The sequence below is a fragment of the Saezia sanguinis genome, assembly GCF_003991585.1.
In the GTDB taxonomy this organism is placed as follows: domain Bacteria; phylum Pseudomonadota; class Gammaproteobacteria; order Burkholderiales; family Burkholderiaceae_C; genus Saezia; species Saezia sanguinis.
In genome coordinates this window covers 143,402-166,276 of record NZ_PQSP01000004.1, presented here as the reverse complement: position 1 = coordinate 166,276, position 22,875 = coordinate 143,402, and the positions used below count along the sequence as shown (strand labels likewise).

The 22,875-nt window shown below is 54.1% G+C and carries 14 protein-coding genes; 5 read left to right on the top strand and 9 right to left on the bottom strand.

Features of this window, described 5'->3' with window-relative positions; translation table 11 throughout:
* Position 1: 1 nt before the first annotated feature.
* Positions 2–817 carry a glycosyltransferase family 2 protein gene (locus CUZ56_RS09080; protein ID WP_126980077.1) on the bottom strand — a complete coding sequence of 272 codons (816 nt, stop codon included), beginning with the start codon at positions 815–817 and terminating at the stop codon, positions 2–4.
* A gap of 202 nt (positions 818–1,019) precedes the next feature.
* Between CUZ56_RS09080 and CUZ56_RS09075 the strand changes: the two genes are divergently transcribed.
* The 3 genes from CUZ56_RS09075 to CUZ56_RS09065 all read left to right on the top strand — a co-directional run bounded on the left by CUZ56_RS09075 (position 1,020) and on the right by CUZ56_RS09065 (position 4,315).
* The gene (locus tag CUZ56_RS09075; RefSeq protein WP_126980076.1) at positions 1,020–1,835 is read left to right on the top strand and encodes a hypothetical protein; all 816 of its coding nucleotides are present in this window, start codon (positions 1,020–1,022) and stop codon (positions 1,833–1,835) included.
* Between the two features lie 26 nt (positions 1,836–1,861).
* The gene (locus CUZ56_RS09070; protein WP_126980075.1) at positions 1,862–2,605 is read left to right on the top strand and encodes a hypothetical protein; all 744 of its coding nucleotides are present in this window, start codon (positions 1,862–1,864) and stop codon (positions 2,603–2,605) included.
* Between the two features lie 147 nt (positions 2,606–2,752).
* Positions 2,753–4,315: a hypothetical protein gene (locus tag CUZ56_RS09065; RefSeq protein WP_126980074.1), complete on the top strand. Its 1,563-nt coding sequence runs from the start codon at positions 2,753–2,755 to the stop codon at positions 4,313–4,315.
* Here CUZ56_RS09065 and CUZ56_RS09060 read toward each other — a convergent pair.
* Together CUZ56_RS09060 and CUZ56_RS09055 are read right to left on the bottom strand one after the other, a co-directional pair.
* Entirely contained in the window at positions 4,287–5,999 is a 1,713-nt protein-coding gene (locus CUZ56_RS09060; RefSeq protein ID WP_162615303.1) for a glycine-rich domain-containing protein, read from the bottom strand. The genes CUZ56_RS09065 and CUZ56_RS09060 overlap by 29 nt on opposite strands.
* 326 nt (positions 6,000–6,325) lie before the next feature.
* Complete coding sequence (locus CUZ56_RS09055) at positions 6,326–7,846, bottom strand: hypothetical protein (RefSeq protein ID WP_126980072.1); 1,521 nt, start codon at positions 7,844–7,846, stop codon at positions 6,326–6,328.
* Between the two features lie 329 nt (positions 7,847–8,175).
* On the opposite strand from CUZ56_RS09055, the gene CUZ56_RS09050 reads away from it, so the two are divergent.
* Positions 8,176–8,781, top strand: coding sequence for a hypothetical protein (locus tag CUZ56_RS09050; protein ID WP_126980071.1), 606 nt, complete (start codon positions 8,176–8,178; stop codon positions 8,779–8,781).
* A gap of 113 nt (positions 8,782–8,894) precedes the next feature.
* Here CUZ56_RS09050 and CUZ56_RS09045 read toward each other — a convergent pair whose 3' ends face one another.
* From CUZ56_RS09045 to CUZ56_RS09020, 6 genes are read right to left on the bottom strand one after another with little or no spacing between them, the layout of a single operon-like run.
* Positions 8,895–14,234, bottom strand: coding sequence for a hypothetical protein (locus tag CUZ56_RS09045; RefSeq protein WP_126980070.1), 5,340 nt, complete (start codon positions 14,232–14,234; stop codon positions 8,895–8,897).
* A 2-nt stretch (positions 14,235–14,236) separates the two neighbouring features.
* Positions 14,237–17,284 carry a lytic transglycosylase domain-containing protein gene (locus CUZ56_RS09040; protein WP_126980069.1) on the bottom strand — a complete coding sequence of 1,016 codons (3,048 nt, stop codon included), beginning with the start codon at positions 17,282–17,284 and terminating at the stop codon, positions 14,237–14,239.
* A 1-nt stretch (position 17,285) separates the two neighbouring features.
* Positions 17,286–18,008 (bottom strand): hypothetical protein, encoded by a 723-nt coding sequence (locus CUZ56_RS09035; RefSeq protein WP_126980068.1) that lies wholly within the window; start codon positions 18,006–18,008, stop codon positions 17,286–17,288.
* A 45-nt stretch (positions 18,009–18,053) separates the two neighbouring features.
* The gene (locus tag CUZ56_RS09030; protein ID WP_126980067.1) at positions 18,054–18,524 is read right to left on the bottom strand and encodes a hypothetical protein; all 471 of its coding nucleotides are present in this window, start codon (positions 18,522–18,524) and stop codon (positions 18,054–18,056) included.
* On the bottom strand, positions 18,524–20,809 hold the full coding sequence (locus tag CUZ56_RS09025) for a hypothetical protein (protein ID WP_126980066.1): 2,286 nt from the start codon (positions 20,807–20,809) through the stop codon (positions 18,524–18,526). Before CUZ56_RS09025 ends, CUZ56_RS09030 begins: the two co-directional genes overlap by 1 nt.
* Positions 20,802–21,446 (bottom strand): hypothetical protein, encoded by a 645-nt coding sequence (locus CUZ56_RS09020; protein ID WP_126980065.1) that lies wholly within the window; start codon positions 21,444–21,446, stop codon positions 20,802–20,804. The genes CUZ56_RS09025 and CUZ56_RS09020 overlap by 8 nt, the downstream gene beginning before the upstream one ends.
* Here CUZ56_RS09020 and CUZ56_RS09015 point away from each other — a divergent pair.
* The gene (locus CUZ56_RS09015) at positions 21,445–22,863 is read left to right on the top strand and encodes a hypothetical protein (RefSeq protein WP_126980064.1); all 1,419 of its coding nucleotides are present in this window, start codon (positions 21,445–21,447) and stop codon (positions 22,861–22,863) included. The two genes, CUZ56_RS09020 and CUZ56_RS09015, sit on opposite strands and share 2 nt — an antisense overlap.
* Positions 22,864–22,875: the final 12 nt, after the last annotated feature.

Genomic DNA, 22,875 nt, shown 5'->3' with positions numbered 1-22,875 from the left:
TTTACAATGCAGAACTTGTCTCAGCCAGAGAACCTGCCAGAGGAATAGACTGGGACGTATATTGCGGTTTACTGGGCTGGTGTATGCTTGAGAAAAGCGTTTGCGAATCCCGCATATACTGCCATGTCAGCCCCAGCAGACGCCACCCCTGGCGGAAAATCTTGGCATTTGAAACCTGGTCATCCTCCCGCCACGTCAATGGGAAAAACTTCATCGGCACCTTTTTCCAGATACTGTAGTACAGCATATATACATTGAACGTCAGGTCATCCGGGAAACCCATGTAAAACCGGGGTTTCAAAAACCGGGCGCTATACATGTTCAGCCCGGAGCCCATATCCAGCACCTGAGCGCGCGTCACCAGCGAAATCATCTTGTTAAACGCGACATTGCCAACCGTTCTGAAAGTTGAATACCCCTCCAGGACTGAACCTTTAGCAAACCGGGCCCCCAACAGATTATCGTATTGCTCGTACTCCTGACGCTCCAGCAACGGCAGCAAATCCTGTATGCTGCCCTGGTCATCGCCGTGCAACACCACCAGGTAATCATGTCCTTGTTCAAGGCAATAATTAAACGCCACCTTATGAGAGCCACCCAGACTGTAATTTTCATCGTTTCTCAACAGCGTGGTTTTACACCCCTGAATCTGCTGCAGCCCCTTTTTGGCTGCCTCCAGTGTTCCATCAGGGCTGCGGTTCTCAACCACCACAATTTCACTGAAATATTTGGCAACTTCGGGTGGAAACTGATTCAACACCCGCCCAATTTGTGCCTCGCACCGATAGGCAGGAATAAAAACCATGATATTTGGCATAAAAGCACCGTCTCCTCGCAGCTACGTGAATAGGCAGATTCACTGTCAAGTAAATGATTATAACGTTGCAGCACCACCTTTTTGAATATACAAGCGCCTTTATATTTTGATCGGCAGAATCGGTATAATCTTTTCTTCATATTGAAACACCTTGGCGGCTTAAGCTCCACTTGGAGCACATCATCCCGACATACCAGAAATTATGCGACTGCGAACATGGTTATCAGACACTATTCATAAAAAAGCACTGTTCATTGCTTTGGTTCACTGGTATGTCACCTTTTTCTTTGAAAAAGACCTGTTCATACGCTCTACGCTCGAGAGCAAAACCTTCACCGTAGCCAAAATCATCGTCATATTCAGCTTCTGGCAAATTGCAGCCTACATGTTCAGGCGGTACAAGCGCGAAGCCGACTACCGCCGCTTTATCCATTTTTCCGCTATTTACTTTCTCTTTTCAATGGTCGTGCTGCTGATGATATGGCCCGGAAATTGGGGCTGGGAAAAAATGGGGCTCATCGGCGTTGTCAGAAACTTTGAACAATATGCATGGCACCATTACCTGATGATATGGTTCTATTACTACGCCACGCTGCTTTTGCCAAGCCCGGTAAGTGTCATCATTCTCCAACTGGCATGCCTGTCACTGATTGTTGGCTATTTTGTCTACTCTATATCTGAGACAATCCATCGCAGCAAGCTGGCATGGCTGGCTTACATTCCATTTATCTTCCCGTCAGTCCTGGCGCAAAACTACTTTCCGCTGCGGGCAACCCTCTTTGCTTATATTGTCCTGCTTTTACTTGTCATTTTAATCAAATCAATCAGCCGACAAAAAACGTTACCTCCAAGCTGTTCATTGCGCTATCCATACTCACTGCCCTTATCTCCACCATTCGCGGTGAAGGTGTCTACTTTCTGGTTGCCATTCCAATTCTGTTTATTATCATTTTTTGGAAAACCTCAACCCGGTTCCAAAAAACACTTTTCCCGATACTTACAGCCATTCTCTTCCTGATTGTCAATTACCCGCAATCCAAAATCATGGGGCCAATTGACCATCAGAAATACATTCTGACCACTTACACCGAACCTTTGGGGTCCTTAGTCAACAAGGCAATGCAGGACAACAGGACCGACTTGATAGAAGACATTGACAAATACCTTCGTGTTTCCAACTTCAAAGACGTCAGTGGTGCCTATGCATACTGGCACACCGATCTGATCAGGGAAGGCTTTTATGAAGCCGACAAAAGCGACTTATATCACGCACTTCTCAAACTGATTTACACATACCCGGACGTATTCATCAAAGACCGGTGGGCAACCTTTCAATTTGGCCAAACGCCAATCGTCGTAACAGAAACGGTCGGGTACACCGCCGGCTCAGCCCCATCTGAAGTTTATGACACTGTTTTCAAAGGCGGGCTTTCTGACTATCTTTCACCGAAAACAAGAGACAGAACGCTCCAATTCATTGCCCTGCAAACCAGCAAAACGGCACGGGCATTTTTTCATAACATATTGATTCCACTTGGACTTATCGTATTTTTGTCGCTTGTTTTATTGATACTGAAGCAATACAAGACCCTTCTATGTGTCATATGCCCCCTGCCTATGGCAGTCCTGGCATTTCTCGCAGCACAAACCGGCTTCTTTATGTATTACTTTTCAGTTTACCTGTTTGGATATGCAGCTTTTTTTGTTGCAGCCATTTTGATAATCTACAAATTGACCAACATGATATGCTTGCCCTCCAAAACCGGATCCGACAAAGCGCTGTATTGATCCTTGCAGTCATCGTACCCAAACCTCATACCGCCCCAAACAGCCTATCATCACTTGTCCAAATAATAATAAGATTATCAGCCACCCCAGCTACCGCACCAGCCACCTACTTCCAAGGGGTATAATCCCCTGCGACGCGGAGACATCATGGCATGGCTTAAAAACAACATCAGTATACCGATTGCATTGCTTGTGGCATTAGTCCACTGGGGCCTGTCCTTTTACTTTGAGGTCGATTTCTATAGCCAACCGACCATTGAAAACCCTTTTTTAATCGCCTCAAAACTTCTATTTCTGGTGATGTTCTGGCAAATCATCGCCTACATGATTCGCCGCTACCTGAAAGAGCCTGAATACCGTCAATTCATTGCTTTTGCCAGTATCTATTTCGCGATCTGCATGTTGCTTTTGCTGCTGATCTGGCCCGGCTTTTGGGGAGCTGATGCATTTGAACTTTTAGTACAGGTGCGCCGCATGGAATTCAATGCCTGGCAGCACTTTCTGACACACGCTTTTTATTACTGCGCCGTATTTATTTTTCCTACACCCGTCAGTATCAACATCCTGCAATTGGTAATTATTTCTCTGATTGTGGGCTACTTTGTGTACTGCATTTATACCGTTTGCGGTCATTCCAAAATAGCCGCTGCCTGCGCTTATATCCCTTTCCTTTTACCCAATATCCTGCTACAGGACTCATTCATTTTACGGGCCACAGTGTTTGCATATCTGGTTTTGTTCCTATTTACCAGGTATTTATTTAAGGCATGGGAGCGTAAAAACATCCCGCTTTCTGCCGCCCTGTTTTTCGCCTTTATCACTGCCTTGGCTTGCACCTTGAGAACCGAAGGCTTTTTAATTGCGCTGGCATCCATCCTGATGTTTCTGGTTGGGTTCAGACACCTGTCCACCAGAGGTGTCAAGATGGTATTCATTGTAGCAACCGTACTTTTAACCTCAGTCTCACAGTACACCCAAAAAAGCCTGCTTGCGCTGCATGACGAGAAGATCCCTTACTTTTATGCCATGACTACTGTCATTGATCCTTTGCACCCTCTGGTCTTGAAAGCCAGAGAGGAAGGCCGCCAGGATTTGCTTGCAAGCATTGCTGCGGTATTAGATATTGACCAATTTGCACATGGACAAAAACCAATGGTTTTAATAATACAACCCAACATCATTAAACCTGCTTACTATGAATCACCACGTGCAAGAAGGCATTTTTTACGTGCATATTTCAACTTGATCAAGACATACCCGACAACCTTTATTCAAGAAAGATTAGATACATTTTTAGAGCCTAACAATAATTCGCACAATACTATATATCGTGATGGTTATTCACTTTGGAAAACATACCACCACTTGTTTGAAAACTCAGTTTCTGATTTTTTAAACAAGTCATTGAGAGAAAATACTATTAGCTGTCTAATACTTGCGGAAACTCCCATAAGCTTCTTTTTTAATAATCATCTTATTCCAATTGTGCTATTAAGCTTACTTATATTGATCAGCCTGATCAAACGAAACTATATTGCATTTTTTGGATTCTCAGTCATTATTGGAACGGTTATGCTTGTATTCTTAACCGCTCCAGGAACCATGTTCATGTATTATTTTCTTAGCTATCTCAACGGCTATGCATTTACTGTTGGTGCTGTGATTATTTACATGAATTGTTTTAAGCAAAAATGTATTCAGTCACGATAACGATTCCTGATGAACCCGAACCGCCTGTAGTGATTGTCGTATTGCCTGAAACCGCTGCACCTGCCCCACCAGCCCCATAGCCTGATGCACTCATCCCCGCAAGTGCCAATCCCGAATTAACGACACGTGCCTGCCCTCCTCTGCCGTATTTTGAATGAGCCCCCACACCAGATACTCCAGTCACCTCAGCAGGCCACCAACCGACCCCACCACTTTCGCCGGGGATATTAATATCTCCACCTGTTGCCGATCCTCCTGTTCCTGCTGCTGCAGACCCAATAACTGCTGATGAACCTTGGGAACCATTGCCTCCGCCATTTGCGGTCAATGTTAAAAATGTCGTTGTGCTGCCACTTAAATTTGAAGTCCCTCCTGCACCAATGATAACGCTTACATTTGCACTAATTTCAGCCTTTGTAAATAATTTGCGGCAGTATCCTCCAGCCCCACCGCCGCCACCTACATTGGCAACATTGGGTCCAGCAGCAGTCTGCCCACCTCCGCCACCTCCGCCCAACGCTTCAACAACAATACAAACCATGCCGCCAGATGGTTTGTATATTCCAGATGAAGTAAATACCTGAATATTCATAGAAAAGGATTTGTTAACTTTAGTCCATCCACTCGCTTCTTCAGAATCCGGATCAGTCATATTGGCATCTACCGTGTTCTGCCACAATGTCACACCGTCAGCACCCAGCAGCACAGATCCTTTAGGATATCCCCCAATCTCTGCACAAAGCTCCTGGTTGAAAGGTACGCTGACCCCAGCATTGACATTTCTCTGCATTTGGCTGATACCCTCACGCAAAGTCTGACTCACCTGCATCTGGCCCTGTGCACCAACCTCCAGCCCGTCTCCTAAGAGCACATTGACACCATCCACATTCACCTCAATACCCACGCCTGGCTTAACAGTCAGGTTACCATCCTCGTCATAACGCAAACCATCTCCAATATAAATTGTCACTTCTGTACCCCCTCCTATCTCAAGATTAGTAATACGCCTCATTAAATTACTCAGCAAGCCCCGTAAGTCAACTAGGGTCGCTGCATTTCTGTTAATCGCATTCAGCAGCTCTGTTTTCAGCCGTAGCTGGGCCTGTGCATCAAAGTCAAGCCCTTCACCGGGCTTGACCACAACGGCACTGTTATATGCCCCCAGTCCATCACCAATAAGTAGGCTGACACCCGCTGCATTGCTGATAATGCCTATATTCGCGTTGACCATCAGCATATGTTGCGCAGTGATCAGTCCATCCCCTACTTTGATAGCCTGCGGCAATCCACCGGTATCAAACCCCAGCAATGCATTTTTTCTCTGGCTGACAGACGGCAGTACAAACTCGCCTTCATCAGTATCAGGCAACTTGACTGCCCGTCCAACCTCATACGCCAGTTCCTGCGCGATCATCGTAAGCTTATCCAGCGCCACTTCATGCTGTTTGGCAGGAAAAACGTCTCCCTGCACATAATTCACCAGTTGTGTTACAGGCACCTTGCGCGAAATTGTCAGCATTTTGCCTACAGCCAAAGGCTGCACCAGTTCGACTTGACCATCACCAGCCTCTGCCGCAATAACATGGTAATCAACGTCTGGCACCAGGCAAACTTCATTTGCTGCGTCTGTCATTACCACATGTAAATGCTCGTTTTCCAAAAAAGGAAATCCAACGGCAAACACGGTAGAAATGTCATCGCCCCTGTAAGGCCCGACCTGGCTGCTGGTTATACTAACGGTCATCCTCTATCCTCTTTTCTATACCCTGTGTGCTACAGGATCAGAGGTTAGCAGGAGCATGGTGATTTATGTGAACAATCCAGATTTTTTTCATTGATACCTGTATAACCATTTTCAGTTATACGATGAGAAAGCCACCTAGAAGGTGGCTTGTACATTGTTTAATAGATGGCATTTACATAAAAAGGAAAATCTAAATCCGACACAACTTGCTGATCTAAATTTCTCTGCCATTCAAAAACCAATACAGCAAGTGGCACAGATAAAACTCAATCCACAACCCACACTTGGATCCTACATGGAGCGGTCGTTGTTGCTGAGCCATTTTTAAAGACATTAAGTGTACCTGCAGCAGATCCAAACAGGCCATTGCTACCTGTCTGAATGCGCAACACATCATTAACAACATCCGCCACAATACCGACACCCCCGCTTGGATACAAGTAGTAAGCAGAAACAGTTCCCCAATCGCCACCAAACAGCAATTGAATTCGTAAATCGATGTTTCGACCTGGGAATGGATTTGGCATCGTATAGCTTTGATTGATTGTTACATTCGCCGGATTCGCTGCACTCCCACCATTCGGATAAATAATGGCAAAACGGTCTGACAAATACTGTGCCAATCTGCCCTCATTCACCACCTTGATCCATCCATTGGCGCTACCTGAATCCGGGTCTGTCATATTGGCATCCACCATGCTTTGCCACAAAGTCACCCCATCAGCGCCCAACAACACCGCCCCTTTGGCATAGCCTCCGATTTCTGCGCACACATCCTGGTTAAAAGGAAAAGTTGTGCCTGCTGTTACCTGGGTCATCTGCCCACTCAACTGGCTCACACTTTCGCGCAAAGCCTGGCTCACCTGCACCTGGCCCTGATCACCGGCCTCCAGCCCCTCACCCAGAATCACGCTCACGCCATCAGCATCCACCTGAATGCCCAGCCCCGGTTTCACGGTCAGCCGTCCCTGTGCATCGTACCTGATGCCGTCTCCAATATATATAGCCACTTCGCCCCCCTCTCCTGTTTCAAGATCCTCTACACGCTGCGTCAAATGCGCAATCAGCCCTTTCAGTTCGATAATGCTTGCACTGCCGGAGCTGACCGATTTGATCAGCTCCTCCTGCACCTGCGCTCTGGCCTGCTCGTCAAACTCAAGCCCTTTACCCAGCTTCACAACCACTGCATTGTCAAACATACCCAGCCCGTCACCAATGAGCACACTCACGCCGGCTTCATTGCTGACAATACCCATGCCTGGCTTCACCATCAGCATTTGTTCTGCCAGCTTCAACCCGCTGCCAATCGTCACGCTTTCAGGCAACCCCTGTCCGTCAAATCCCAGCAGCTTGTTTTTGCGGTCATTCAGGGCAGGTAATTCAACAGGCTGCTGCTCCTCACCATCGGCTGTTTTCACGGCGCGGTCTACGCCGTCTTTAAGCTGCTGCGCAATCATGGTCAGTTTATCCAGCGCCATTTCGTGGCTTTCTGCCGGAAAAGCATCTCCCTGCACATAATCAGCCAGTTGTGTCACCGGCACTTCGCGGCGAATCATCAGTGCTTGCCCAACAGCCAAAGGCTGCGACAAGTGAATCTGTCCTTCTGGCTGCCCGACGCCTGCCACGGTATAGTCACGCCCCAGCACCAGCACGGTTTTGTGCTGCTCCTGTTCATACCATACGTGCAGGTGTGCAGCATCCAGAAATCGGAAATTCACCGCAAACACAGCCGTTACACCATCGCCCTCATACGGCCCGGCTTTACAAATGTCGGTGGTTACAGTCATGGCATATCCTCATTCATCTTCGCTCCTCTGTGCTACGGGGGTTAGCTTACGAGACCTAGTGCCGCTAATGTGAACGCCTCTTGCATTGCCTGCGCCTGCTACATCAGCCAGCCACATCAATTCGCTCAATATTTCCATATCAGTTTAGTACAGCCTAAACTCATGTGTTAACATATTTCTTACCTTTTATTCACAAAATCCCTGCATGCCATACACCACGTGTATGCAGTGCAAGGCTATTGATTTGTATGAAACAAACTGCCTGCACCCGCTCCACTATCAGACGCCTATTTCTTTACCTGCTGATTCTTTTTTGCAGCTCCACGGCCATGGCGCAACAAACCCCGCGCGTCACATTCTACGGCTTGACCTTAGGTGAAAAATTAACGCTGCCAAACTGCCAGCTCCCCGCACGGCTTGCCAATGCACGTGCCCTCCAGATATTGCCCACCATCCGCACCACCTGTGTCATTGAGCACCTAAGCACATCAGAAAAAGGTGCATATAACAATGTCATTGTGCGAAAAGTCATTGCATTGCCAGCCGACTGGCCTTTCCCATGGCTAGATTACAATTTCATCATGGCTGAGCTTGACCCCCAAAGCGGTACCATCATTGGCCTGGGTGCCGGAACCCGTGGCATTGCTGTACAAGAAGAGGTAGTACATGCCCTTACCATGCAACTCGGACCACCATCATCTTTAACCGACGGTACAGATAATCCACTTATGGTGGCATCCCCCGGCTCAATAGAAGCCCAATGGCTGTTCAACCGAAGTGGCATCAGCATCACTTTCACTGGAGAAGCCGGAGAATCTGCCAATAACCGTACCGGCATGATTCACATAACCATGAAACCACCGCAAAGAGCACAGCCGCCTGCATCAGCGCCGTACCGCTATGCCCCAACAGGTATACCTTTCAGGTCTTACTGATACCCACCTGAAAGTACCTTTACATGGTCATGAACAACCTCTAACGCTTCTCCTTTTGCCGGTACGCTTGCCAGCAAAGTTGTACATGCCCATGCACTCGCTGCAAAACAGCGCTAAAACGACCTGTGTTGCACACCAGGTGCCTGCCAGCCATTGCCCAAAGGCTTATGCACATCCTCACCGCGCGGCATCAGCCCTTTGCGCCGGTAGCGTTCACGCACACGGTTTGGCCCCGTATTGCGAAACATATCGTTCACAGCCTCGAGCCGCTCGGGGTAACGCATGTACATGCTGTGCTGTACCTCGCGCATCAATTGCGCTTTCATCTCACCAGGGTTAAGCGCCTCCTGTATGCGGTTGGTCACCACATAATCCAGTGCCTGGCGGCTGTAAAACAAATCCACTGAAGGCGTGTTATACAGCAATGCCCCCAGCTCTGAGGCCGCCGCTGCATCACCACGCCTGCTGCTGGCATAAAGGGTTTGCAAATGGTCCATGCGCATGGCACCGTAACCGCCCGCATAATCCCCCTCAGCACTGCCACCAGCCTGGCTTTGCCTGTACGCCTGTGCATACAGATAATCAGCATAAAACCCTGCGGCACCGCTTTGCTCCAGCGCTTGCTGCCATACATAGGTATCCCCTGCTGGCCGCGGATTTTTACCCTGCAACACACGCTGCGCACAATCTCCCACATAATGCAGCATGCCTGCAAGCGTCATGCTGTTGGCAATTTGTGTCATCGGGTTGGCGCCATCGTGCACAAACTCAGCCATGGCTTGTGCATTCTTGCTGTAAACGCCATCGCCCCATGTCAGATACAGCATCGCATTGGCCACCGAATCAAACTCTTGCATCACCCGCACCAGCTCGCCTTCGGCCGTGCCTGCAAGCGTACCGTCGTACAAAGAGGCTCGCGGCACACGCTTGTTTCCCAGCGCACCGACTGCACCATTCATCTGGTCTCGCAGCAGCGCGCGGTAGCTGTCAGCCAACTGCGCCCGGGCACTTGCAATTGCTTTTGCAGACGCCTCTTGCCCGCGCGCCAGCAGATCTTTGGCAAATGCACCATCAGGCACAGCCGCCAGCGCCTCAGGCGTTAAAAAGCGCCGCCCATCGCTGGCCAACGATACCGCCTGCCGCAGCAGGTCCCAGCGCCCGGCATCCACGTTATACGCTGTCAGCAGGCTCTGTATCCGTTGTGGCAGCACGTCAAAACGCCTGTCGCTGCGGCCTGCCAGCAAAGCCGCGTATTCCACCGTAAACGCCCGGCGCATCACGTTTTGCCACTGGGTCTGTGCATCCCAGCCAAACAGGTTATGCAGCCCCTGAAACAACTTCCCGGCCATCAGCCCCGGCGCATCCACCTGCGAGGCCAGTTGCCCCATGATCGACTGCCCCAAAAACTGCATGCTTTGCAAAGCCCGTTTCTGCTCGGCCGCATTCAATGCTGTCAGCGGCTGTGCAATCGTGCGCCATGCATGTGTCAGCAGGCCATCACCATCGGGCGCATACAACGCGGCCATATCCTGCGGCAAATCCTGCAGCAAACTGCTGCTCGCCTGCCCCAGTTGCTGCACAGCATGATAGTTTTGCACACCGTCCTGCCATTGCAGCGCCAACTCATGCCCAGGCTGTGTAGCAGAGCCATCCAGCAGCCGCATGGCATCATCAATCTCCCGCCCACCGGCGCTGAACAAGGCAGCGCGTACCGGGTCTGCCGCCAGTGATTCATAATGCCCGTCCACCAGCCGCTCCAGCATGGCCTGCGGTTGCGTTCCAAACCGTTTGACCAGTGCCAGCCGCTGTGCCTGGTGTTTGATATGGTGCGCCAGTGTCCCCAGCACATCACTTGTGCCAAACGCACGCTGGTATTCAAACTGTGCATCTGCATTCTTAAAATACAGCCAGTGTCCGGATGCATCAGACGCAGGCGCCTGCGCCCCGCCACGTTGCTGCCAGCCATGGTCATGCAAAATACCATCCAACACACGCAGCGCATCAACCCGCTCGTGCGCGCCCTCCTGCAAGGCATCAAACACAGCCTTCAACACACCATTCTCTGGCCGGACACCGCGCTGCAAAAAAGTCCGCTCCATGTCCAGCCGCGGTATCACAAAATCACACCACTGCGCATACCCGGCATACGAAAGCCTGGCACTGTCATGCACCTGCGGCATCAAGGCATCGTCAGCCGCGTTCAGATAAACACCCTCGGCCCGCAACTGCTCACGGATATGCTGGTTGAGCAGCATCACAGAATCTGCGGCATCCCGCACCTGCGGACTGTAGCCGCTCAGGTCACGCTCTGCGGCCTTGTCGGCCAGCACCCGGTAAACATCACGCGCGTGCTGCCTGTCCGCCAGAATGCGCCAGCTTCCGCCTTCCAGTGCATCGCTGCGCAAAAAAGCCTCCCACTGCAGGCTGTATTCCCGCCCCAGTTGCCGCACAGAAGGCACCTTGTTTTCAGCCGCATGGGAGTCTCCCAGCAGCATAGACACAAAAGCCCGGGTATCCGAAACCGGCTGGTTGCGGCTGCCAGGCATTGCCGCTTTTTCACCCGCAACCAAACCGGCCGCCCCTGCACCATCCTTGCCGGCAGCCATCTGCGTCTGCATTTGGGTTTGCGTTCGCGTCTGTGTCTGTACCTGCTCCTGCGCTGGGGTCAGCACCGATTCAACATCTGTCAGCCGGGCTGTAAATTTGCTTTCATCCAGCAAACGAACCCGCTGCTGCTGCATGGCCCGCTGCTCCAGGTCCAGCGCCACCCCTGTAGCCATCTCCTGCATCAGCGGGCGAGCATCCAGATCCTGAACATCGGGCAAGCCGTCAAACCTCTGCCGTTGCACCGCAGCCATACGCTCCTGCATCGCATGCAGTACCGCACGCACCTGCTGCGGCGGTACACCAGTCAAACGCTGCTCCAGCACCTGCGCCAGATGCGGCATATCCGCCGCCTGGTGCGCAGCCTCCACCAGCACAGCACCCGTGCGTTGCGCCGTCGCTATTTCATGCTCACCAGCGGCAATCTGTTCAGCAAAAACAGGCTTTCCGCCCTGCCCGCCAGACACATCTCCCTGCCCCGGTACCGGGCCTGCCTGGGAACGGCTGTGCCTGGCCTCGTTACGCAAAGCTGCCAGCGCCATCGCGCTCAGGTCCGCATCGGTCAAAGCCATCATCTGCCGTGCCGTACCAAAATGGCGGTAAACCCAGCTTCGCACTGTCGCTTTCACCTGCTGCACCAAAGACAGATCAGGATAATGCTGCACCACATTGGCCAGCATTTCCAGATGCACCGCTCCCTCAGGCGTATAACGCGGCACCTGGGCACGCGCGCGCTGCGCCCATGGTTCAGAGCGCAACAATGCATCGTCAAGCTGCTGCCTGATATCTGCCAGCACCTGTGGCCCCACCATGCGTTCAAAACCGGTCCGCACCCCTAACTGGTGCAGCAAAATACCCTTCACCTCTGGCCCCGAAACATTATCAGCCACCATGTACACATCGCCATCGGGGCGCAACACCGTCTTCACACCGGCGGCATACGGGCCGCCCGGCACATCGGCCACAGACGCCACCACCTTAACCCGCCCGGCCTCCAGCAACCTACGCGAACTGCGCCCGAACGCATCGCGCACCGCCCCCTGTACCAACTCTACCGACTGAACTGATTGAACTGACTGAGCCGCCGGCATCCGGTCTGCGGCCTGCTGTGTACCCATTGCCCCTGCACGCTCTGTCACTGCCGGTTTTTCTGTGACCGGTGCCAAAAACGCCTGCCGCCTTTGCTGTTGCTGCGCATGGGCCTGTATCGCCTGCTCCAGTTCCTGCACACTGCGCGCCAGCACCGTTTTGCGGCCTGGCGGCTGGTTATCAACCGGCTGCCTTTGGGCCGCCTCTGCACGCAGTTGCCGGGCCTGCAACGCCGCCTGGGCGTCATAACCTATCTGGTTTTGCGGCTGATGGCTGCGCTGGGCCACGCCCACCATATCGGCGCTGTTGAGTTTGCCGGCATCGGCATCCAGCACCGGCCTGACATCCAGCTGCTGCCCCTGCACCATCTGAACCACAGCCGCCTGCGCAACACTCCTGCGGGTCTCAGGCGCAGCACTGCGCAACTGGTCTACGCCCCGCTCAGGCGCAATCTGAGTCCACTCCAGCGCCTGCTGCATCACACGCTCACGCCGTGCCTGCACCTGCCCCCCGTCCGCATCCCTGCTTGCAGGGCCGTGCGTTTTCAAATCATCCTGCCAGGCACGCGTATAGTGTTCAATCCACTGCCCCACCTTCGCTGGCGCATTAACTTGCTGCGCCAAAAACTCTGCCGTGCGCTGCACCTGGGGTGACAACACCTGCGCTCCATCTTGAGCGGTAACTGGCTGAGCATCTGCCGGCGTGACCATATCCGTACCATGCGTCGTAGGCGCCGCCACATGCTCTGCAACAGCAGGCATATCCCGTGTAACAGCCCCAGCCGTACCGGCTGCGCCTTCTGGCTGGCGCAACTGGTGCGCCATGACCAGCGTATCGCCAATGTCATTGAGCACAGCAGCACGTTCTGCCGTGGGCAACCTGTCCACGCCCCGAACAACGCCCAGCACCTCATCCAGCAAATCCCCGCCTTTCTGGCGCTCTTCATGCAGCAACCGCACCAGCCCCGGATGCATCGGACTCTGCGGTTTGACTCCCGCCAGGCGCCGTACGCCCTGATACGCACCGCTCGCCATGCGGTTAATACCCACCCCGGCCACAGAACCCACCGCCACATTTTTAAAAGAATCCTGCAAACTATAATTATCCAGCGGGTTCATCTGCCGAATATGGTAATAAGGAACTTCCCGTGCCGTATTCATGATCACATTATCGACCAGGTCTGTGGCAACACCGCGTCCCACATGCGCTATGCGCCCGATCGTTGACTGCTGCATCACCTCGCGCTCCAGTTGTGCCGCGCTGCCGCTCAGCACCCGACCGATACCCAGCCTGGCAGCGCCTATCCGCACAAACCTGCCTCCGGGAATCAGCGCAATGCCCGCCTCAACCGGATCACTCACCATCGGAACAACAAACCCAACCGCCATCAGCGCACCACCCCGAAAAAACCCATTGTTATCACCAATGATGGCCTGCTGTGCATGCTGAATTTGAATACTTTCAATCCATTTCATTAACCCCGGTTCGGTATACTGGCCACCCCTGAGCTCAGCCCGCCCCTGCTCGCTCAAAGGTCCCAGGCGTTCCTCTGCCATGCGCAGCGCCTCATCAGCTGATAACCGAGGCAACGAGCTGTCCTCATTCAACTGCTGAATACTGTAATTGCGCAGCGCCGAAACACCGATTGCATCATGATGGGACAGTTGCACCTGCGCATTCATCTGATCGGAAAATGACGCACGTAAATCCGTGATCGAAAATTCATCTGCCGCAGTGCGGTAATTTCTAAATGGAATCATGATCAGTCCGCCATCCCCGAATACTGCTCCTGGTAAACCAGGCTTAATTCATTGGCTTGTTGCATAATAGCTGCCTCTTGCATCTTTTGCTCATACAGCTTTTCAGGCGTTATACCCAGTATCTTCCAGGGTAAAACCACTGGCTTACCATCATTGGTATATGCACGGTATTGCTCATCGGTTTTTTTATCCACGAAAAACAATGCCATACCAGAACCATCATGCTCTGTATACAATTTGATGCTGCCATTGAACCTGGAAATATCAGCCACCCGGCCATAGGGGTCCAGCGAATTCGCCAGCCCCCGCGCATGAATATCAGGCGCATGATCTGTAATCCAGTTTCTAGCGTTTGAATCTGCTAACGTTGCTAAACGAGTCTTCCCTCCCATGATACCCAATGCTTCTGCGGCTTCGACAGACTTCCGTGGCAGTAACAATCCATCATGCAGCACATACCTGCTCACAACCGATTCACCTGCCAACTTAACGGCCTCGCCAATATCCAGGTTACCGTTGGATTGCTGCAGGTTCATATACGCCAGCCGCAGAATCATTTCCCTGCGCGAACTGCTTGCAAACGGAAATAACTCGTTGTCAGGCTCCAGTGTTTTATCCAGTAAGGCGACCTGCTGATTCACCAGATTTTCCAGCCTCTCGGTCTGGTAAGGCCGCAAATGCCTGCCGGCAATCAATGCCTCGCGCCCATCCTCTGTCAGGCGTGCAGCATATACAATATTGCGAAAATCTTTCTCCCTGGCCGACAATATCGGCATATACAAATCTGCCAACCGGTTATTTCCTGCAAAAATTTCACCAAATGCCTGCCTGAAATTTTCACCATACGTGTCATACATGATTTTAATGTCACGTGCAACCGCATCCGGATGACCATTCATCAGAAAATCCTGCAACGATGCCACCTGCTGATTATCCAGAAACCGCACCGCACGCCCATCCCGACTCCACTGGTACTGCGTTTGAAACAAAAGCGCATTGATCTGGTTTTGTGCCAGCATCATGCGTGCCATTGCATTTTGCTGCGCGGCCACATCGTTTCTGTTCATCGCAGCAATATACTCCGCCTTGGCCTGAGCATGCATACGTGAGAACCCATTCTTAAGCGTCAGCATCTCTTCACCGCCAGAGGAAAAAGCATGGTATGCCGGGTCAGCCTCCCTCAGCTTTAACTCCGACTGCGCCGCAAGCGCCATCGCGGCCGGATTGGCTGCGTCAGACATGCCGGGAATATTCCCACCGTTCAGGTAATAACGCAGCATTTGGTTGCTGGCCTGCATCACACCCGGCCTGTATGCCATTGAATCTGTTTTCAACTGATATTCAGCAAACTTTTGGGGCGCCTCATCGCCATAAACCTGCCTCAGACTCTCCAGCGTCACCTGGCCTTGCTGCTCGGCAGAAGGCATCTGCCCCTGCGCCATCAGCACCATACACTGGTTATACGCGGTTTGGGCAGCACCGGCCTGTTGCGCGCGCTGTGCCTGTTGCTGGCTTTGCAGCATGGTATAAAAACGGTGCTTATCCTCTGCGTTCAGATACTGCCAGTAGCGCGGCAATGCCTCCCTTTGTTCAGACCCGACAGTCGGACTGGCCACAGGCTGAGCCGCTCCGGATTCGGCCTCAGGCACTGCACCAGAGTCAGACTTCACTTTAGTTGCCGCGTCAGAGCCAGGGTCAGGGGCAGCCTCGGCAGAATGCAGTGCATTGTCTGTAGACTGCCCCACAAGCTGCACCGCCGCCATCAGTCCATCGCCTGACACCCCCATCGCCTGCGCAGCCCGCAGGTAATTACGCGTCTCCTGTGCGGGTGGCTCCCGACCGGCCAGCACCGCTCTGCTGGCCGCTTCACCCCCGTTGTAGTTGGCAAGCGCGGCCAGCATATTGCCATCAAAACGCTTGTACAACTCCCCAAAATACTGCTTGGCAGCATCCAGCGCGTAATCAAAGTTACGCATATCCTCATGCGTATACCGCCTGCCGTCTACAGAGGATGTGAACGATTCGGCTGTCGGAGGTATAAACTGAAATGGCCCAACCGCTCTCTTATTCGACTCCCGATCATCCCTGACCCGGCCAAATGACAAATTTTCTGCAATCAGTGCCGTCCGCAGCGCCATATACAGCCATGTATTCCCACCCGCTGCAGCTATAAGTTTGTTATTCTGCTCATCGGTCAGTTTAAACTGCTCCAGCGAACGCTTTACCTCTTGCGGAACCGCCGACGGATTCGCCACATTGACCGAAGTACCCCCCATCTGCTGCGACACCTGGCTGACATCCTTGCCATCCAGCGCCACGCTTTGCTGAGCTGCTGTGCCACCGCTACTTGCAGCACCGGGCGTCCTGATGCCCAGGTCCTGCTGCATGGCAGATAACCCTGCGTCAGGCACCTCGCCACGCCTGATCTGCGCCTGCACAGCCGAAGCGGCCCAGGTACTGCGCGCATTATAAAAAATCGCATCTTTGCTGACCTGATCTAAGTTCTGATTCAATGCCAGCATGTGCTCCAGCGAAGACGTCCGGTCATCAAACAGCGCCGGGTCATCCGCCAGCTCAGAAGCACTGTTGCTGACAAACTGAGCCAGCCCGAGCTTATCCCGCTCTACAAGCATCGTTCTCTGATAATTCTGATTGCTTGTTGAGAGCCCCCGCCGCATCTCCTGCGCCTTGGTCGCAAAAAGCGCTCTGGCCCCGGCCGTTCTGAACGAATTCAAACGCTGCGCAAACCAGGGATCAAACCCCTTGTCCAGCTCCTGATTCAGGTCGGTATCAAAATCCCACTCCTGCTGGCGCTGCTGCATCTGCTCATTCCACATGCGCTGGCCTTCTTCCAGCATGCCCTGGGCCCGCATCTGCTCCTCAAACTCCAGTTGCGCCTGGCGTTTTTTCTCCATCTCAGCCACCACCTGCGCGCCTACCTGCCCCATTTGCCCTACCGCTGCACCCACAGGGTCCTTGCCGCTGACCTGCGCGGCCCCGCCGCTCATCGACGGCACCACCTGCCTTTGATAAAAAGGAATTGCCGGCATATCAAGCCCCCCCTGTGCCGCGCTGATAACCGCGATAGCCTTTTGACAGCCGCTGACTGCCGTAAGCCGGCGTTTTCAGCAACTGGCTGGTGGCGCTGCCCCCTTTTTTAATACCATCCGTGCCAAACGCCCATTGCGTCAGCGTATCCATTGAGGTAAAGCGCCCGCTCTGTTTGGTCATTGCCGGGTATTTTGACGTTTTACTTCCCGCCGATTGAGCTGAATTCTTCTTGAACTGATCCTTCACCGGCTTGACACTGTCAAACAGACTGTACAGACTCACCCCGGTATTCACCGCCGCGGTCAGCGCGCCCATTTTGCCCGCCTTATAAGCCTGATCACCCTCCCAGCGCTGCACGGTAGCCTGATTTCTCAGCCCGGTCGCATCAATCTGCGCGTCCGTATGCACGGCGGCCACATCAGCCTCCAGATTGTCGTAGGACTGGCGCAACATATCCAGCCGTGAGCCGCTTAAACCCACCCCCGACTGCGCCCCCGCAGCCAACTGCTCGCCAATCACCTGCCGTGCCTGCGAGCGCAACACATCCCCCCTGACCGTTGAAGCACGCAGGCGGTTGTTTGCCTGCTCCTCCAGAATCCGGGCATTGGCCCGCCCGGCTTCCCTGGCCGAACGCCCCTGGCTTAATGCCCCGTATGCCTGCATCGCACCACTGACCAGCGTTCCACCTGCCTGAGGCGCTATCTGCGAAAAATCAGCTCCCATTACTTCCTCCCTCCTGTCTGCCGTACCAGCCGTGGCCGGCCTCCATCACACCGCACATTCCACCTCATGCACCCGTGCATACATATACGCATCGGCTCCATTGGCAAAAAAACGCCGCATCGTACCCTCACGTGTAAACCCCAGCAGCCGCACCCACTGGTTGCCGGCCTTAAAATCCGTGCGCACATACGCCTCCAGCCTGGTCAGCGGCACACTGCCGATATACCCTTTGGCGATACGGCACCCGGCCCGCATGCAACGCCCGGCATGGCGCGACAACAGCGCCCACACCATGCCGCGCCCCTGCCATAACAAAAACGTACCGTAACAACCCATCACCTCGCCCTCATGCAACAGCGCATATGCAGGCAGCGGCGAAGCCGCCATCGATGCATAAAACGCCCCCGAATCCAGCGCCTCGCGCATCGCCTCCTGCTCAGGCTGCAACACAATGGCCTGCAAATGCGCCTGGGTCAATGCCTGAATCTCCAGCCCCAGTTTCAACCCCACTCCCATCACCGGTCCTGTGTGGTCACCTGCGGGAAAATACCCACCAGCGTTGCCGCATACGGCTGGTCACTGACAAACACAACATAGCCGTCCTCGCCATAATCCCCCGGAAACTCCACCAGCTTATCGCCGCTGAACAACGGCACCGCCTTGCTCATCGCGTGCTGCGGCGTTCTGAACATCAGCGCATCCAGCTTATCCAGGCTGGCGCCATAACGCCCGCTGCCCGTATCCAGCAGCCGGAACACCGCCTTGTTGATCCGCTTGGTCTTGCCCTGCGCCGTACCATCGGCCGCAGCCGCCTCAATGCGCATCGAGCGGTAAGTGGCCGTATACGGCAACCCCACATGCACAACAGACGCAGCGCTGGCCAGCGTAATCGCACCATCCCGCACCAGTGCATTCGACTGCACGGCACCATCGGCCAGCACCGCCACCTCGCACCCTTCCAGATGCGACAAGCCCTGCACCACCTGAGTCGGCGTACCGCGATATGACAACCCGCAGTCCAGATAAAACTGCTCGCTGGGATCCTCCCCGCTGCGATACATCGCATCCATATACTCGATACAGCGGCACACCCGGCCATTCACCATGCGCTTCACACACAGCCACAGCTCCTCGCGGTCCCCCTCAAAAGCCGGAATCACCCCAACCGACTCCACCTCGCCACTCACACTGTGCCGGTGCCAGCCCTTCACCTTCTGCTCGTTATTCCAAGTCAGTCCGATCAACTGCCTGTCAGAGCGCACCATCCACACCACCGGATCAGGCTCCTGCGCCAACGCCATCGCCACAATCCCAAACGCCTTGCGCCCGCCAGACACCACCACACCATCGCCAGCGGTGATATGCTCAGCCACCACAGCCGCATCCTCCGACACATAGCCATCGGCCCCGATGTTGTAATAAAACTCGCGCGCCTTCAGCCCCGCACGCTGAATAAACAAAATTGAACTGCCATTCTTCACCGGCTGAATCGACTTGGAGCCATATTCCGACTGCAACACCGCGCGGATATTGTTTGGCCCCAGCGCATCACCATTGCTCAGCTCGCCAATTGCAAACTCGCCTGCGGCCGTACCCGCAATCAAATCCTTATCCGGCAGCAGCCACTGAATGTCATTGATCTGTCCGGATGCCAGCGTGATACTGATCGCCATATCCGCCGTCACCTCACTGTTATCCTGAGGCGAAAAATCCGTAAAATCCTCAACCACCGAAGCCCAAACCTTCTGCCCGCGTGCAAACCACAGGCGCGAACGGAAAAACGCCACCGAAGTCGGATACCCCTGCGCTTGATCCCATGCCCCCAGCGCCCAGCGCGTCGTCCGGTTCTCATAACCGCACACATGCAACGGCAACAACGACTTGCTCCACACCCAGCCTTCCACCTCATAGCTGCTGATCACATTCTTGATCATCACGCTGCCATAACCCGGATCACTGTACTGCCACAACACCCCCACCATATGCACAGGGTTGAGCTCCATCACATTCGGCCCATCCCACTCCAGCCCTTCGGTATGCACCGGCTGCACCGTGCCGGTATAGGCATTGGTCTGGGATATATAGTTTTTACCGTCAGAGCGCCGTAGATTACCGGGCCACACCGGCTCACTGGAAATCCATGGTTTCACCGCTGCATGTGCAGGCGTTTCCAGATATACCCACGTATCCAGCATCCCGCTGTGAAAAATCGGGGCTGATGCGGTCAGCCTGACATAACCCGACTGGGCATTCGCATAAATAGTCGTGCTTGAATCATTCAAATCCTTGAACGGTCCATTTTTCGTCTCGTAATACAAAAACTCAAACCCCGTGGCCGACGTCCGCCTGAGCGTACAAACCGGAAGCCCCGGACAGCACAGATACAGCACATCCCCCGCCTGCGCATACTTCAGTTTGGTACTGCCATCGGCGTTAAAAAGATGGCTCAACGTATAAGACGTCGCCACCTCCACCGGCAAACCACTTGCATTCAACAGCAAACCACGCTCACCCGTGCTCGAATCGGTCGTATAAAAACGCGCATAACCAACCCCGAACTCCACCATATACGCCTGAGACACCGAATACTCAAACGGAATCAGCACACACTGCCCATTATTCTTACTCGTCCCGGCAAACCGCGTTCCGGCACGCTTCTTCAGCGGCCCCTGAACCGTTGGCACAAAATTCTCCAACAGCGAAGCCGCATTCGGATACTTCTCAAAATCAACCCGGGCATCCAGCAGCGGAGAAATCTCCCCCGCATTAAAATTCGTCAGCGCAGGAGACGCCTTAGCCATAAAACCCTCCACTGCGTGCACTGTCAGCCGCCTCGCTGCCTGTCATGCCACCCGACTCGCGCGCCGCCAGCCAGTTACCCTGCGCGGCCACATCTGGAGCCGTCTCCACCGCATCCTGCCTGATCGCGCGCCGCAGCGCCTGCTCATACTCCTGCCACAGATTCTGCTTTTTCGTATTCGACTGCGTCAGCGACTCACACGCCTCCAGTGCCAGCTTGCACGACAGCACCTCCACAAACAGCGGGCTGAACAACCGGTAATCCTCCACCCGCGCCACATACCGTATCCGCAGCGGCGGCGCCCAGTCGCTCAACAGGCGATCCCCCTCAATCGACCACCACGGCTTACCGTGCCTGCGCGCCAGCACCAGCAAATCATTCAACTGCACCAGCGCCAGATAATCACGCGGCAACAGGTAAGTAAACTCATAACCAAACGCCGGCGCATCAACCAGTGCCGGCAACTGTGCGCGCCGGATCGCAAACTTCCAGTGGTATGCCGCCAGCTCCGCATCGCGCACATCGGCAAACAGCGCCTTCATCACCCGTGCGGCCTTCACATCATCTTCCAGCAACAAAATACGCTCAGCCCCCAGCTTGGTCAGTGCCTTGTTGGCAATAGCAACCGGATCCGTCATGCCCACCTCTTTTCTCTCATCATCATTTTCAATACGCCAGGCACACTATAAAAGCCGCCACGCCATCTATGTGAACGCAGCCGCTACAATTCCCACAAACTCTCTCACACCGCTACCGCCTCAAACAACCATGCAAAACACCCTCACCCCCATACGGCGCCACCTCACATTTCTGGCATCTGCCCTGCTGCTCGGCCTGGCCAGTACCCAGGCCAGCGCAGACATCCGCGTCACCGGCATAACCACCTCTGACGTCCAAACCCGCCATGAGAACCACTTTCCCTTCATAGAAACCACAGACCCGGCCCGCCAGCGGGTGGCCGACAGCATCAACCTGCTGCTGCAAATATCCGAACTGCGCGCCAACTCGCCGCAGGCCGATACAGCCGGCCCCTACCCTCTGGACACCCGGCATGAACTGCAAAACCAGACAGAACCCCTGCAGCAAAGAAACTACCGCGTCATATACCAGACGCCCCGCTTCCTGACACTGCAAACCGACATCGGGCCGCGCACCGACACTGCACAACTGCAACCCGGCTTCAGCCAGCGGTATATCCGCAATTACGTGTTTGATCTGGACAGCGGCCAGCCTGTCACCCTGAACCTGCTGCTCAGCCGCGAAGGCATCATCTGGCTCAATGAACAACTCATGGCACAGCGCAACGCCGTATACGAACAACTGCTGGCCCGCATACCCGCAGCACCAGGGCATGGAAAAGCACACGAAACAAACGCTGAAGCAGACCCGTCACAAAACGAATACACCCGTTATGAAGACTGCCAGCTCTGGTCCGTGGAAGAAACCGGTGGCACCGTCATGCTCACCTCCAACGCGCAGGCCCTGCAACTGCTGCCACATGCCCTGGTCATGGAAGACCTCGACACCTCCTGCCTGGGTGGGCAGACCACGCTGCACGGCGTCAACGTCAAGCCCGGCTGGCACAATGAAATCAGCTATGCCAGCCTGGCGCCCTACCTCAGTGCTTACGGTCAGTGCCTACTCAACGGCAGCGGCCCATGCCAGCTGCACTACCCCCTCAGACCGGAACCCGGCCTGTGGAGCGGCACCCTGCCGGACGGCAACCACATCACGCTGGTCGTCACCAGTTACGACCCCCATTACATGGACGGCATGGGAGACGACCTGAACGGCTACATCATTTGGAACCGGCAGCACCTCTATCCGGTACGCGTTCACAACGAACGGCGCGACTCCAGCTGGCGCGACCACGAGCCCAAGCCTGAGCCCGGTACCGACACCGTCCCTCAACCCATCTTCTCCGGGCCGTTTCGCTTCACCACATCCGATCAGGTTGAACAATTTTTACAACTGGCCTTTACCACAGACGGCCTCTGGGAATACGTCTCCACCACCAGCGATACGCAGCACACACTCAGCCCCGGCCTGCCATAACCACCGCGGCTC

Bases quoted from the DNA above. Each gene is read 5' to 3' on its own strand.
- CUZ56_RS09040 (WP_126980069.1), bottom strand. From the start codon at position 17,284: ATGCCGGCAATTCCTTTTTATCAAAGGCAGGTGGTGCCGTCGATGAGC.
- CUZ56_RS09080 (WP_126980077.1), bottom strand. From the start codon at position 817: ATGCCAAATATCATGGTTTTTATTCCTGCCTATCGGTGCGAGGCACAA.
- CUZ56_RS09050 (WP_126980071.1), top strand. From the start codon at position 8,176: ATGGCGCAACAAACCCCGCGCGTCACATTCTACGGCTTGACCTTAGGT.
- CUZ56_RS09070 (WP_126980075.1), top strand. From the start codon at position 1,862: ATGGGGCCAATTGACCATCAGAAATACATTCTGACCACTTACACCGAA.
- CUZ56_RS09075 (WP_126980076.1), top strand. From the start codon at position 1,020: ATGCGACTGCGAACATGGTTATCAGACACTATTCATAAAAAAGCACTG.
- CUZ56_RS09055 (WP_126980072.1), bottom strand. From the start codon at position 7,846: ATGACTGTAACCACCGACATTTGTAAAGCCGGGCCGTATGAGGGCGAT.
- CUZ56_RS09045 (WP_126980070.1), bottom strand. From the start codon at position 14,234: ATGATTCCATTTAGAAATTACCGCACTGCGGCAGATGAATTTTCGATC.
- CUZ56_RS09035 (WP_126980068.1), bottom strand. From the start codon at position 18,008: ATGGGAGCTGATTTTTCGCAGATAGCGCCTCAGGCAGGTGGAACGCTG.
- CUZ56_RS09025 (WP_126980066.1), bottom strand. From the start codon at position 20,809: ATGGCTAAGGCGTCTCCTGCGCTGACGAATTTTAATGCGGGGGAGATT.
- CUZ56_RS09020 (WP_126980065.1), bottom strand. From the start codon at position 21,446: ATGACGGATCCGGTTGCTATTGCCAACAAGGCACTGACCAAGCTGGGG.
- CUZ56_RS09030 (WP_126980067.1), bottom strand. From the start codon at position 18,524: ATGGGAGTGGGGTTGAAACTGGGGCTGGAGATTCAGGCATTGACCCAG.
- CUZ56_RS09065 (WP_126980074.1), top strand. From the start codon at position 2,753: ATGGCATGGCTTAAAAACAACATCAGTATACCGATTGCATTGCTTGTG.
- CUZ56_RS09015 (WP_126980064.1), top strand. From the start codon at position 21,445: ATGCCCACCTCTTTTCTCTCATCATCATTTTCAATACGCCAGGCACAC.